Annotated in this window: 10 protein-coding genes; 2 read left to right on the top strand and 8 right to left on the bottom strand. The window is 38.8% G+C overall.

The window, feature by feature from the left end:
* The first annotated feature begins 581 nt into the window (after positions 1-581).
* Both Q8S11_RS04140 and Q8S11_RS04145 read left to right on the top strand, forming a co-directional pair.
* Entirely contained in the window at positions 582-1,742 is a 1,161-nt protein-coding gene (locus Q8S11_RS04140) for a glycosyltransferase family 4 protein (protein WP_305660804.1), read from the top strand.
* On the top strand, positions 1,735-2,961 hold the full coding sequence (locus Q8S11_RS04145; protein ID WP_305660805.1) for a flippase: 1,227 nt from the start codon (positions 1,735-1,737) through the stop codon (positions 2,959-2,961). The genes Q8S11_RS04140 and Q8S11_RS04145 overlap by 8 nt, the downstream gene beginning before the upstream one ends.
* Positions 2,962-3,451: 490 nt before the next feature.
* Here Q8S11_RS04145 and Q8S11_RS04150 read toward each other — a convergent pair whose 3' ends face one another.
* The 8 genes from Q8S11_RS04150 to Q8S11_RS04185 form a co-directional block, all read right to left on the bottom strand.
* Positions 3,452-4,660 (bottom strand): ATP-binding protein, encoded by a 1,209-nt coding sequence (locus Q8S11_RS04150; protein ID WP_305660806.1) that lies wholly within the window; start codon positions 4,658-4,660, stop codon positions 3,452-3,454.
* A 522-nt stretch (positions 4,661-5,182) separates the two neighbouring features.
* Positions 5,183-6,847 (bottom strand): capsule assembly Wzi family protein, encoded by a 1,665-nt coding sequence (locus Q8S11_RS04155; RefSeq protein ID WP_305660807.1) that lies wholly within the window; start codon positions 6,845-6,847, stop codon positions 5,183-5,185.
* 1 nt (position 6,848) lies between these two features.
* Positions 6,849-7,511 carry a hypothetical protein gene (locus Q8S11_RS04160; RefSeq protein ID WP_305660808.1) on the bottom strand — a complete coding sequence of 221 codons (663 nt, stop codon included), beginning with the start codon at positions 7,509-7,511 and terminating at the stop codon, positions 6,849-6,851.
* A 796-nt stretch (positions 7,512-8,307) separates the two neighbouring features.
* Positions 8,308-9,912, bottom strand: a complete 1,605-nt coding sequence (locus Q8S11_RS04165; protein WP_305660809.1) for a capsule assembly Wzi family protein — start codon at positions 9,910-9,912, stop codon at positions 8,308-8,310.
* A gap of 30 nt (positions 9,913-9,942) precedes the next feature.
* On the bottom strand, positions 9,943-11,913 hold the full coding sequence (locus Q8S11_RS04170) for a nucleoside-diphosphate sugar epimerase/dehydratase (RefSeq protein ID WP_305660810.1): 1,971 nt from the start codon (positions 11,911-11,913) through the stop codon (positions 9,943-9,945).
* 590 nt (positions 11,914-12,503) lie between these two features.
* A complete protein-coding gene (locus Q8S11_RS04175; protein ID WP_305660811.1) occupies positions 12,504-13,643 on the bottom strand; it encodes a DegT/DnrJ/EryC1/StrS aminotransferase family protein in 1,140 nt (379 codons plus the stop codon).
* Positions 13,636-14,331 (bottom strand): metallophosphoesterase, encoded by a 696-nt coding sequence (locus tag Q8S11_RS04180; RefSeq protein ID WP_305660812.1) that lies wholly within the window; start codon positions 14,329-14,331, stop codon positions 13,636-13,638. The genes Q8S11_RS04175 and Q8S11_RS04180 overlap by 8 nt, the downstream gene beginning before the upstream one ends.
* A complete protein-coding gene (locus tag Q8S11_RS04185) occupies positions 14,280-15,089 on the bottom strand; it encodes an NAD(P)-dependent oxidoreductase (RefSeq protein ID WP_305660813.1) in 810 nt (269 codons plus the stop codon). The genes Q8S11_RS04180 and Q8S11_RS04185 overlap by 52 nt, the downstream gene beginning before the upstream one ends.

A 15,089-nucleotide genomic window follows, 5' to 3' on the forward strand; every position in this document is an offset into this window, starting at 1 on the left:
AAGGCCATAAGCTGGACTGATTCAGTTAGAATCAATTTCTCCGACTTCGTTGCAATGGAACAGAAACAGCAAAGTGCAAAAAATAACCCAATACATTCACTGTCTAACTTGTTTTACGCTCGTAATTAGCCAAACTTTAGAACCCGCCTAAAGGCGGGTCCTATTGAGCGATACTTCTATACCCGAGATTAAAATAAACAATCATTAAGAAAATACCCTCATTCCTAAATATGGCAAGAGTTTCAATTCTGCTGCTCGGATAAACCTTAATAAAAAATTTCCCCGGACACTAGTAATTTGTGAATGAGCAACCCAGATAGCTATCGGGTTAGCAAATGGGGGAAACCGTTCTCCATCTAACATAATGCCGAGGAGCGATATTTATTCACTTACTTGCTTAGGCCTTTCATTTTGTCTGAACCATGATTCAGATGATTTAGGTGATTATTATGAATCATTACAATCAGGCTAATCGGACTAATCAAAAAAATGGCAGTTCAAACAAAATACTGCTTATTAAATCATTAATTTTAAAACCAACCTGACAGGCAAAATTAAATAATAAACACCTGCCACGCTGCATGAAACAAAAACCCACATTTCATACCATATTTACAGATACAGAGAACTTCCATTTGGTTAAGGATGTTGGGCAGATTCCATACTTCATGTACAAAACAGAAGGCTATGATGCAGAACTAATCAGCTATAGAAATAATGAAGCCTATCCTTACATAAATAAAGAAGTTAAGGGCCTAAAACTAAGGTTCATCCCTGATAAGGGCAGACTCTTTTATTTTGAATTGGGAATAGTATCCTACCTGTGGTCCTTTGCAAAATCAATTGATGTTTTAAACCTCTTCCATTTCAAAAAAGATCATTTACTTTATCTGCTTCTCTATAAAATACTAAATCCGAAAGGAAAAGCTTATATAAAACTGGATATGGATATCCTGTTTTTTAAAGATTACAATGCTTTTCTCTATTCCAGGTATTCCGTCAAAAACTACCTTCTAAAAGGTATAACAAAATGGATGTTTAAATTAACACATGTTTTTTCTGTTGAAACTGAGGAAGCCAGATCATACCTTATTAAAGTGTACCCGGAGCTGGAGCAAAAATTAATCTGCATCCCAAATGGGGTAGATAACCTCTATCTGGATGAAGAAATTAAATTAAAACCCTGGGAAGAGAAAGAGGATATTATCATCACAGTCGGTAGAATAGGAACCCTTCAAAAAAACACTGAACTATTTCTTGAAGCATTGAAAATAACAAAGCTTAATAATTGGAAAGTATATATTCTGGGGCCTGTTGAGGAAGATTTTCAGAATTATATTAAACAATATTTTCTGGAAAATCCCCAATTAAAAAACAGCATCATATTCACAGGAAATGTCACTGACAGAAAGGAGCTTTTTGAATGGTATAACCGGGCTAAAATATTCTGTTTAACATCCCGCTTCGAAGGATTCCCGATTGCGTTTCCCGAAGCACTATACTTTGGGGATTACATTATCAGTACCCCAGTTTCAAGTTCAGTACACATCACAAATAATGGTCAGTTCGGAAAGGTAGTAAAGGCTGACACACCTGATTTTGCAGCAGCAATTATTGAATGTATAGCAGATGGCTTTTTGACTTCCGAACAGTTTGAGAATACAATAAAATTCTCCAGAGCTAATTTCACCTGGCCCGGTATCGCTAAAAAACTCTCTGAAAAGCTGAAAGAAAATGCGTAAGCAAATACTGAAAGATTCAGCCACTTATTTAAGTGGAAGCATCATCGTCCAGATTCTGGGATTTATCGGATTAATCTGTTTAATGCGCTTTCTTCCGGTTGCAGAGTATGGGAAGTATACCTATATCATTGAATTCATTTCCATTTTTGGCTTTTTCTCTGATGGGGGGTTTACTCAGCATATTATTAAAGAAAGCAGTCAAAATCCGGGATCGGTCGAAAAAATATATGCTAAAGCACAATCAGCTCAGTTGCTGATCAGCGGATTCATGCTTGCTCTTATCCTTAGTATCAGCTATCCTACGAATTCGATACAGGACTTTTATTATCTCTCTGTTTTCGGACTTAGTGTTGTAATCAGTGCCTGGTTTGCACCAATGCTTGCTATATTAATTGCATCAGGCAGAAAAGACCTGATATTTTTTAAGGATGTTACTTTGAGTGTTACAAGACTGCTGTTTATCCTTCTTGGAATCTACCTGCAAGCCCCTTTTGCTTACTTTATTTACCTCGGCTTTATTAACTGCCTCGTTTTATTCATACTGTTCCTATATACCAGGCGACAGACAGAGTTTAAGCACATTCTAAACTTTAAGCCGACAGTGTCAGATAGTATGGGATTTATCAGGCATGGTTTTCTATTTACCGTCCTGATGGCTGCTAATGTGATCTACAATAAAATTGATATCATTATGCTGGAGAAGATGATTGGGAGTACAGAAGTAGGTTATTATTCGGGTGCAACCCGATTCATCTATCCCTTTATGTTCATTTCGGGCGCATTTATGACTGCCATATTCCCAAAACTGGCAAAACATTCCGAAGAAAAAGATAAATTCAGGAGCATCCAAAACCTTGCTTTATATTATCTGGGGGGGATCGGGATATTACTTAGCAGCTCACTTTTCTTTGGTGCAGATCTGATCTTTCAATTATTTTTTGGAGATAAATACGATAATTCGATCCCAGTGTTTAAAATACTGGTTTGGTACCTCGCTATTGTTTTCATTTACGGACCGATCAGTAATAGCCTGGTGGCCAAAAACAAGGTTCAATTTCTGGTATACCTGAACCTGATTATGATTGTTCTAAATGTTGCATTGAATTTCTTTCTTATCCCGGTTTACGGAGCAAAAGGTGCGGCAATGGCTACTATTATTTGTGAAATACTGATACTGGGTTCTGCGGTAATATATTGGAAGGGAATTGAGACACCTTAGCTTTCGGGTGGAGATCCGTCATTGAAATGACGGGATGGGTGTCCGTCATTTGCTCAGTAGGATGTGACTTACGAAATCACTTTCCGCTCGCCCATGTGATTTCGGTAAGTCTTTTCATTGTCAACTGTCCTTGCCTGTCAACTCTCAATTATCAACCATCTGTCTCCGGGGAAAGCTTGAAATGGAATTTCATGAGCGTTAGGAGGTTCCAGCCTTCGCTGGAATGACCGGCGTTGTTTGAAGGATTGAGGAGGTTTTCGCTTTCGCGAGAATGACAAGCATGGGGGGGATGAAGGAGATTCCGGCCTTCGCCGGAATCTGATTGGTATCAATTTCTAGTTTTAATGAAGGAATTTTTCAGGCAAACGATCCTGACGAAGGTCAGGATCTCCCCAATACTAAAAAAATGCATTGTCATCCGATAGGTATCGGATCTGGCGAAGGCCAGAACCCCCTGCCTCTTAAATAATGCCTGATAAAAACCAAAACCTTATAATTTCATCCATTCATTACAAGATATCACATCCACAGCAAGTCCTTTCCTTTCTAAACGGTCATTTTGATTCAGGGTAACAATTGTCCCTCGTTTTAGTTTGAAAAACTCCATAGCTTCAATCATTCCATTCAGCTCACGATCAAGATTGTCCTGATCTAAATGATAACATACCTGTACTGCCTGAACTATAGCTCCTTTACTAAATACAATAAAATCACATTCTCCTTTCTCTGAGAAATAATAGATTTCTTTATAATGTCTTCTTAAATGTAAATAAATGAGATTCTCAAATTTGTGTCCTTTATCATCAGTAAAAGAACCTGAATTTACACTTACCATACCCGTATCAATAGCATATACTTTCCGGGGATTAACCAATTGTTTTCTGATAGAATAGCTGAATTTGGGGACAAGCTGTATTAAATATGCATATTCCAAATGCGATAAATATTCCATTATCGTACTGGTAGAGGCAATATCAAACATACTTTTCAAGCGATTACCGGTGATTAGCTTTCCTACATTAGAAACAAGATACAATGCCAGCCGCTGCAAATTTTTTACATCTCTTATTCCATACCTTATGGCAATGTCTCTTATGAGGATATCCTCAAATAAATGCTGAAGGATCTCATCTTTCTCATGTTTCACATATTCGGGGAAGCCTCCGGTATCCAGATACTTTAATATAGAATCTTCATTTGATTTTAGTTTGTTAAATAACTTGAATTCGTGATAGGAAAAGGGAAATAACTCTTTGGTTATATGTCTTCCAGTCAATTTTGTTCCTAACTCCCGGCTCAATAAAGAAGCATTAGACCCTGTAACAACTAATTTATACCCCTCATCTAACTTCTGGCGCACATACTTTTCCCATTCGGGTATAATTTGGATTTCATCAAAAAGCAATACTTTAGTTTCCGAATCTTTAATCACCTCATCCAGCCGCAAAAAATCATTAGGCTCAAACTCATATAGTCTTGGATCTTCAAAATTAAGATATAAAGCATCCTGGTATTTATCTTTCAACAATTGGAAAAGTAAGGTACTTTTCCCGCATCTGCGTATTCCGGAAACAATCAATACGTGTGAAGACAGATCAGGAAGTGAGCTTAATGCTTCTCGTTTCAAGCCGGTTTCCTGAATGGAAAGATTTGCTTTTTGAGCATCTATGATCCGGAAAATAGTTGATTTAAGCAACATAATAAAGATGTTTGATATAAATGTACAATTTTATACTTTCATAGCAAACAAAATTGTTTGTTAGTAAACAATAAGTATGTTTGATTATTTAATCCTGGTTGCTTAGAAAAAGCCTGCTGATCTCATGGTTGGCTCACATGCACCGACATAAGTATTAAACCTGGCAATGAAGTATGATATGAAGACGAAATCTACTTTCTGCTCGTCTATTTGATTTAAGTCGGGAAATCAGACCCGATAGCTATCGGGTTACGAATTTACCTGGGCGTCATGCATTTAAATTCGTCAGTCGCCCCTTAATAGTATGTGACTGACGAAATCACTTTCCGCTCGGCTAGGTGATTTCGTAAGTCTTTACTTCACTGTCAATTATCAACTGCCAACCCGATAGTACTATCGGGTGTCAACTAACCTAATTCCACCATATACTACAATTGTACAATGAAGTACTCTTTCCATTTTCAAATTTGCTAATTCTCAAATTTGCTAATTCTCAATTCTCAATTCTCCACTCTCAATTAACTAAAACCTATACATCACCCCCACCTTCACCTGATAATTCAACCTGTCCCAGCCCGTAACAAAATACTCAGGTGGTCGGTTATAGAGCACATATTGATAATTAAGTGAACGGATCATAGCACCCTTAGCACTAAATACCAGATTTTTATAATCCCAGTCGGCCGAAACCGCAGCACTCATATCCACATAATGTTTCCTGAAATCAGGAGGGTCTATGTACATCTGATAATAAAAATCGTTATTATGAAGATATCGTTCAAATTGAAGCCCTATTCTTTTCAAACCCTTAAACCAGCTGATATCCAGCGACTGAAGATTACTTCCGGGACCAATACCCGCTCCCAGAACCTGACCCATCTGCGTATAGCCCTGCCTGACAACAGAACTTGTATACCAGCCACCTTTTTCAGGAAGATGGGTTTGCTGAAGCTCGGTAAACTCCAATGAGGCCTGAATATATTCACCCGGCCGTTTATTCAAAGGCAGAATTTTTCTAAATCCAAGCAAATAAGCTGCTGACCTGTCGGGTTCTCTTAAAAATGCAGTTATACTATGTTTCCCCTGGTGTCCGTATTCCCCATAGATTTCAGCCTTTGCTTCCTGCATGACCCAACGAAAAAACAGACTGGAATACCTGTCTCTAATAGATGCGGCTTCCTTACTTTCAAAGGGCAGCAACAAGGGCAGAAAATCTGAAGGCCTCTTTCCTGCATCCTGATTATACATCTGGGAAACCTGACTTGCACCAATAAACAGTCCCGGAACTCCTTTTGGATTATACGTTAAAACAAATCCCGAAAGATAACGCCAATCATCCCTTTTGGGGATATAAAGCGATTGGCCTTCGTAAACCCTGTTCTCCTGTGGAGGTAAAATTCCGGAGTTCTCCAGACGTCCGGCAATTAACTGAGCCTCAAAGGATCCTATCGGTGTTTGAACCGGTCGACTGGTATTTAGTGTGATATGTTTAAACCCGGGTGCATTATTACTCATCAGCAGGGAACTCCTTCTCCCCGGCCCCCACCAGAGATTTTCATTAGAAATTCCCACAGAAATTGGGTCGAAAGTTAAACGGACGCTGCTTTGTCCCCAGAACAATTTTGAATAGGGATCTTCTCCATAACGTTCCGTGATATCAGACACATTAAAATAATTATTATAATACCTCGCCCAAACCACATCATACTGTTCCGATGGAAAGCCCTCAAATTCTGCATTCTCTGCATAAACATATTCCGGTTTTAATTGAATACTTAAAGGTCCGTATTTAAAGAACGCTCCAAAACTCAATTGAGTCTGATTCCCTTTTGCAGGAATCATGGCTCCATCATTCCAGTCGTAAGGAAGAAGAGAATTGTACTGATGCTGCAAATTAAGAGGAAGTAGTTGAAGGTATGCCTTATCTCCTTCAAGGCTAAAACGGCTGTTGAACTTAAAAAGTCGGTTTTCAGCTGAAAGGGTATCAATTCCGGATCTCAATTGATCCCCGGCAAACAGTGGTCTGATTGTAAAAGAAATGAGTGAATCCTTACTACCCAACAATTGCTCCCTGCGATAAGTATCTTCAAGAACAGGCATACCTACCGGCAGTGTCTGAGCAATGCTTATTCCTGAAAAAATCAGGATTTGCAAGAGGATAAATAATAAGGCCTTTTTCCGCATCATATCATCTGAATTCAATCGTCTTAACCATCATATTATCAACCGACCAGCTTTCATTACAATTCTTATTGGCTGGATCAGGATCTTCAAGCTGTGCATAGCAGCCTATATCCAGAGTGCTTTGGGTATGCTCAAACGTGTATAATATCTTGTACATAGACGTTCCTCCTTTGGTATCCTTTAATATACAGGCTCCCGGCAGATCGGTTTTAATGGCATTACTATTTGGCTTATTATTAAAGAAAACAAATCCTCCATTAACATGGGATGGCTGCAGTACCGGAAAAGCCTGTGAACAATTTGTACACAAACCATTCGCAAAGGTTGAATAGATTGCACTCCAGCCATCTATATTCATGATCCAGATATCGGGACCTTCGGGCTTTGCCGCATTCCCATCCCAGGTATCATGTATATAGAGGTCAAAACTAATTTGAACCATATTATGCTTTGGTAAACTATCTAATTTTAAGAGAAACCCATTTTGAGAATACCTCCCGATAACCTTTGACCCATTATAATCCTCAATTTTACCATCAATAATCCCCGACAAATTACCGCCCTCAAAATCATTCTTGTAAATTATAGTATCCTTTTGCAAGCCTTTGCAGGATGCAAATGAGATTATAAGGATAATTACAAGTATATGTTGAAATCTATTTTGCATTGGTGGAGTATTGAGTAATGAGTATTGAGTATTGAGTATTGAGTATTGAGTAATGAGTATTGAGATTAAATTGTGCTTCATTTAAAATATCCGTCTTAGTACTGTCATTCCTGCCTAGCCGCAGGCAGGCCGAAATAGAAGGGATTTTCTGCCATTTCACTTCAATTATTGTAATGGTACATTTTATTACTATTTGCTAATTATCTAATTTGCTAATTAACTCATTAATAGATTTCTCTTCGCGTTAATCCTTTCTATCCTTTCAAAAATCCCTGTGCGCTTCGTCTGAAGGAGTTTGAATTACAATCACTCTTCTCCGTCTGGGCGGGATGGAACAGGTTCCAGCTTTCACCCAATGTTATTATTTAAGAGACAGGAGGTTCTGGCCTTCGCCAGGATCGCTTGCCCCAAAAAGCACCTGTAACGATACCACTCAGATTCCGGCGAAGGCCGGAATCTCCCTATTCCACCCCTCGGATTGTCATTCCAGCGAAGGCTGGAACCTCCTAAACTCACGAAATTCCATTTCAAGCTTTCCCCGGACATAGTGATTATCTAATTTGCTAATTAACTCATTAACAGATTTCTCTTCGCGTTACTACTTCCTATCCATTCAACAATCCCATTCGCTCATCGAAATGATGAGACCATTTGCTCATTTGCTAATTATCTAATTTGCTAATTCCCTACCCCTCATTTAAACCGGAACATGTGAAGACGAAATCTCTCTTCCGCTCGCCCATGTGTTTTCGTAAGTCTTTCCATTCTCAATTCTCAACTCTCCACTCTCAACTAACTAAAACCTATACATCACCCCCACCTCCCCATTCACATGAAAAACATTTTTATTAGCAGAACCATAAGATCCCGAGAGCCACTGATAATTCACCGACTCTATCGCCTGTAATTTAGCATTCAAAATAAATTTCTTATAGGTCCAATTGCCAACAACGGCGGCGCTGAAATCTATCCATGGGCCATAACCATATACATTTGCAAGATCTCCATTATGCTCATAGCGCTCCAATTGCAGACCGATTTGCTTCAAACCTTTTACCCAAAAAGCATTCACTGACTGAAAATTTCCCCCCGGGCCTATACCTGAACCCAAAACTTCTCCGCGATTCGTATAGCCATGTAATACCAGACCATGAGTATACCATTCACCAGCATCCCTAACTATCCGGTCAATGGACTGTTCCATATGAGTAAGTTCTATACCCAATTGAATGTACTCATCCTTCCTGCCTTTATAAGGAATAAGTTTACTCATCCCCAGAGTATATGCTCTCGAATGTTCAGGACTCATCAGGAAATCGCGGGTATTATAAGCATGGTCATTTTTACCATATTCAAAATAAAGCTCTGCTCTGGATCCGGTCAAAAGCCAGCGAGCGAATACTGAAGTAAGCTGATCCCTTCTTTTAGCATCTTCGTTTGTATTTTTTTTCTGAAAAGCCTGAAAAAGGGGCAGGTAATCAGCAAAACTATCATCCATGTCCTCATGATAGGTCTGAAAACCTCTGGTCAGGCCAAGGAACAGACCCGGAACCCAACGGGGCTGATAGCTCATTACCATTCCTGATAAATACCGCCAGTCATCAGGCATGCCCACAGTAAAACCGGATCCTTCTAAACGGCCTGAAATGATCTGAGCTTCTATAGATCCAACTGGAGTCTTTACCGGTCGACTGGTATTTAGAGTAAGATGTTTAAATCCAGGAGCTGTATTGCTCATCAGAATCGAATTTTGCTTTCCGGGACCCCACCAGAGGTTCTCATTGGAAAGGCCGAAAGAAACCGGGTCAAAATTTAGACGTATACTGCTTTGCCCCCAGGATAGCCTCGAATAGGGATCCTGACCAAAACGTACCGGAAGATCTGCAGAGCCATAATGAGAGCTAAACTCCCTGAATTCTCCATTACCTGCAAAGACGTATTCAGGTCTGATTTGAACACTAAGCGGCCCTGCTTTTGCAAAGAAACCCGCACTTAACAGGCTCTGGTATCCCTTGCCAGGGATCATTGCACCGTCATTCCGGCTGTAAGCCGGATGCCCATTATATCGCTGTTGCCAGGAAAAAGGTAGAATAAGAATTTTGTTTTTGCCGGAAGCTGAGCGATAGAGCTGTTTACCAAAATCTAATAAGGTATCTGCTGCCCTTCCGCTTTCACCCTCAATCGAAAAAGGAGAAATGGGACGTACTGTAAACGAAATGCTCGAGTCCAGATCCCCAATTAACTGCTTTCTTTGTAAATAATTTTCCAAAGCAATTGTACCGGGAGGTAGGCTTTGTGTAAAACCCAATTCACAACTAAATAATAAGGTAAGGAAAAGAATAAAATACTTTCCTCCAATTCTCATGTTTAATCCTAAAAGTACTGAATTAGATCTGATCACAAATTTCAATTATATCTTCAGCTCTACGGATTATAGATCAGATAGGGATTTGTCAGGTATTTCTACGGGGCTGTCAAGCTCCTCGTAAATAGAATTATTACTTTTAAATTCCGGCACAATTTCCTTCATCTTAATAACAACCTGCCTGTCCTTATATTCGCAGCTTAATTTGATCAGCTCTGATATATGCTTACTGATGGTTTGAAAATGATATTCCCTTACCTGTGCGACCATGATCTTTTCATGATGGGTAGGCATGGTATTCTCCAGATCATTTAATAATTCTTCATAAAGTTTTTCACCCGGTCTGAGTCCTGAAAATTCAATCGTGATATCCTGATGAGGCACCAGACCCGACAAACGAATCATTTTCTTCGCCAGTTCAATTATTTTAACCGATTTACCCATGTCGAAGATAAAGATTTCGCCCCCTTCACCCATTGATCCAGCTTCCAGAACCAAACGGCAGGCTTCAGGTATGGTCATAAAATAACGCGTAATATCCGGATGAGTCACAGTAATCGGGCCCCCTTTCTGGATCTGTGCTTTAAATCTTGGGATTACAGAACCATTTGAGCCGAGCACATTACCGAAACGGGTGGTAATAAAGAGTGTGTTTACACTGGAACGACTCTTCTCATTGAGATGGCTCAGACCATTTGTATAAATTGTAGGCTCTATATACTTAAATGAATTAAATAAGGATTGTACATAGATTTCTGCAATTCGTTTGGAAGCTCCCATCACATTGGTCGGGTTAACAGCCTTATCCGTTGAGATCATTACAAATTTATTCACCCCATACTTCACAGACAGATCAGCGACAACCTTGGTTCCCATCACATTGGTCCGTACTGCCTCTCCCGGATTATGTTCCATCAGGGGGACATGTTTATATGCTGCGGCATGGTATACATAATGGGGTTTGAAAGTCTGGAACAGCAGCTCCATACGGCAACGATCCCTCACATCCCCGATAAAAGAATGAAAATTATTTTCCAGATTATTTTCCTGAAGCTCAAGATGGAGTTCATGCAATGGGGTCTCACTCTGATCATTCAGAATGATCATCTGAGGTGCAAACTGGGCGATTTGACGAACGATCTCAGAACCGATAGAACCTGCCGCGCCTGTAACTAACACCCTCTTCCCTTTGATTTGCTCGGAGATGATATCATTATGAATCTCAATAGGCTCTCTTTCAAGCAAATCCTCAATCTTGATATTCTGCAATTGCTTACTCGATAGCTGTCCGTTAATCCAGGAACGTACAGGAGGCAGGGTCAATACTTTTATATCATTCTCAAGGCAAAGATCTACAATCCTGTTTTTCCGGTCGGGATGGATGTTTTGAGAGGCAATAATCAGATCATCAATTTTGTCGTCCCGTATCAGACTCAGAAACTCCCGGGTATGAAAGATCTTGATCCCGTCTATAGCTTTACCTGTTTTACGCTCATCATCATCAATAAAGGCTGTTAAAAGCATATTAACCTTATTATCATGATCCAGAGTCCTTTTGGCCGCAATCCCTGCTTCCCCTGCACCGTAAATAATAACCCGGCGTTTATCCATTCTGAAATTCTTTACATACATAAAGAAGTATTTCACCATCACCCTATAAGTGATCAGTAATAAGAATCCTGTTAATCCATTAATCACCAGAATAACATTGGAAATATAAGGCTCCTTTTTAAAACTGACCAGAACTAAATTAACGAGGACAAATAGGCCATTACTGATCAGAACTGAGAATAATATACGGAAGGAATCCTGCGCACTCGTATAGCGGATAATCCCTGCATAGGTCTTGATAATCAGGAAAACAAAACTATTTAATATAGTGAATACCAGAATATTCCGGCTCAGCTCATTGGCATTAATTTCCTCTGCATTAAAATTATATTTCAGAAAATAAGCAAAACTGAGGGAAAATGCGCAGACAAAAAGATCTAAGCAGAAAATAATCCAGCGCGGTACAATGTTGATATGATTAAACAAAGCTGTTTTCTTAGTTTATTAGCAAATATAGTATAAATTCTATTCAAAATAATTGAATAGAAAATTGATTTGAATAATTGACCGTGGCAATTCAAAGAATTCTGCTAAATAGGTTCTTCGATTAGGAGGTCAGAGGAAAGACAAGCGAACTTATTTTGGGGTTTTATGGAGTGATTGATGTTTGGGAGACTCACCCCTATGAACTGAACAGCATTCGGTTCAGTTAGACCCTCCTTACCGAGTGATCAAGGATTAAAGATTCTATTATGAACACTTTCATAATGGGATATTATCCGGACTAATAAAAAGAGTCATTCCTTTGTAAATCATCTAAGATGTAGAAGCAATCTCACTTTGACATCTTGTTATTAGTCTCCTTGAGTTTCATTCACCTAGTTTCAGTGGGGAAATAGCTGCATTAGAATTTTGATTTTCGAACACTGTTATCTCATTAACTAAAAAAAACTCATTGAAAAAACAATCTCTTACCATTTTCTCTAAAAATCTATAATTAAACCGTTAGAAGAAATTAAACGAAATCCCTTCTGTACCACAAATCCCTGAATTGTTAAATTATATTAAATGTAATATCAAACCTCAGCTTTCTGAAAAACCCTAAGTATAACATTTACAGTCCGTTCCAGTTCCTCTTCTTTAAGGTTTGATCCTGAAGGTAAACACAATCCGTTATTAAACAATTCCTCGCTCATTTTTCCACCATAAAATGGAGAACTACTAAAAACAGGTTGTAAATGCATAGGTTTCCATAGTGGTCTGGATTCTATATTCTCAGCTTCCAGTGCCAAACGTATTGTTTCTCTTGTAATACCATTTTCTGGATTAACCAGAATAGCTGAAAGCCAACGATTGGAAAAATACCCTTTGGGCTCCTCTAAAAAAGATATAGAACTTACCCCCAAAAATGCTTTTTTATAGAATTCAAAGTTTGCTCTTCTTAAGGCAATATGCCTATCCAAAACCTCCATTTGCCCCCTGCCGATTCCTGCACATATATTACTCATCCGATAATTATAGCCGATCTGAGAATGCTGATAATGCGGTGCAGTATCCCTCGCCTGAGTTGCTAAAAAAATAGCACGGTCTGTATTCCTCTTCTCTTTTGCGACTAATGCCCCCCCCCCAGAGGTTGTAATTATTTTATTTCCATTAAAGGAAAGACAAGCCATTTCGCCAAAAGTGCCACAATGTTTGCCATTAATTTCTGAACCTAAGGCCTCTGCTGCATCTTCAAGTACCGGAATGCCATATTTTTCAGCAATAGCCATGATATCAGACATTTTTGCGGGCATACCATATAGATGGACAGGTATAATCGCCTTTGGCTTCCTACCTTTGGAAATCCGATCTCTAATTGCCATCTCGAGGAATTCGGGGGACATATTCCAAGTATCAGGCTCTGAATCAATAAATACTGGAGTCGCCCCTAAATAAGCTATTGGATTAGCTGAAGCTGAGAAGGTCATACTTTGACAAATAACCTCATCGCCCGGAGAAACACCCAAAAGAATTAAAGCCAGGTGTATTGCTGCTGTGCCTGAACACAAAGCTACAACATTTGAATCTGCATTTAAGTATAACTTTAAATCTACTTCAAAACCTGTAACATTGGGGCCCAAAGGTGCGACCCAATTAGTAACGAAAGCCTCCTGTACATATTGCATTTCATTTCCACCCATGTGCGGTGAAGAAAGCCATATTTTATCATCCATTACAAATACTTTTATTTAAATAGTAATTAACACAAATTTCCGGATACTTCCTTAATTTCATTTCATTTATTATAATGAAATGATCATATACAACATTTTTTAAACTAATAGTGTTAGAATCGGTATCATATATCAGATACTGGATAACATTTATCCATTTTCTATTTTGCCCAAGACTCCCAGTATTAATCAAAGAAAAATTATCTACTATACGTTTAAACTGATGATGTGAGTGACCTATTATATAATTTTTATCAATTGATAAGAGTGGAGTATCAGGAAAGATATAACGATTCTGAATTGTATGCTGCACGGTGTAGTCAACACACACCAGAGACGAAGCATAATTTAATATCGATTCCTGATGATAAAAGAAGGGATAGCAAAAATCAAAAAATGCACGAGCCACCTCATTCTGACCAGAGTAAATCCCGGAAAGAAAATATTCTTCATGATTCCCTTTCAGCAATGTAATTTCATCCAGTCCTGCAAGTAGTTGAACGCATTCGTTGCTCCAGGGACCGTAATTAACTACATCCCCATGGCAAACTAATCGGTCGAAATTGCCATGTTCCCTACTTAGCGCAATTTCAAGGGCAGGTAAATTCCCATGGACATCTCCGAAGATTAGTACTCTCATTTCATCATCTGCCTTATTCCATCGGTGAATGCTACTTTTGGTGCCCATTGCAGCTTTTGGAATGATAAGGTTGGATCGAATCGGTAGGAATCCCCCATTTCTATACCGGTATATTGAACTTCACATTTGGAAATCTTTGCTATTTCCTCAGCAACTTCTCTATTGCTTATTGAGATACCGGTAGCACCTAAATAAATATCATTCGATTCGGTTTCCCATACTCTAACACAGAAGTCTACCGCATCGTTGATATAAATATAATCCTGTTTTCTTCCCCCATTCCCAAATAACATAATTTTTCCGTTTTCCTTTGCGCTCTTAATAAGTTTTGGAATAAAAGACTGATTAGTTATTCCTGGTCCATATATGTAGGTAAAACGAATAACCGAGAAATTACTCAAGGAGGTAACAATAAATTCTGCAGCTAATTTTGAAAGAGCGTACAAGGTTGGGTTATTGAAAGAGCTCGTTTCATTTATGATGTCGCTGTGAGAGCCATAAACATTTGAGCTGGATATATACACACATCTGGCATTTACGAATTTTCCAGTGATAGCGGATAGAAGCTCATTAATACTCAACAATTCCTTGTGAGAGCACGTATAGTTACCGATTGCAAAAAATATACACTGGGGATTCATATCCGACTCTAATAGCTCATCCGATGTCATTATAGTAGCCCGTTTGTCTATATTGTCTTTTCTTTGATTATAAACAGCCGTTACATTAACCTTTAAATCTAAGAATCTCCTTACCAATTCAGATCCTAAAAAGCCATTAGCTCCAACTACAGCAATAGTTCTCAT

The organism is Daejeonella sp., from assembly GCF_030695525.1.
GTDB lineage: Bacteria > Bacteroidota > Bacteroidia > Sphingobacteriales > Sphingobacteriaceae > Daejeonella.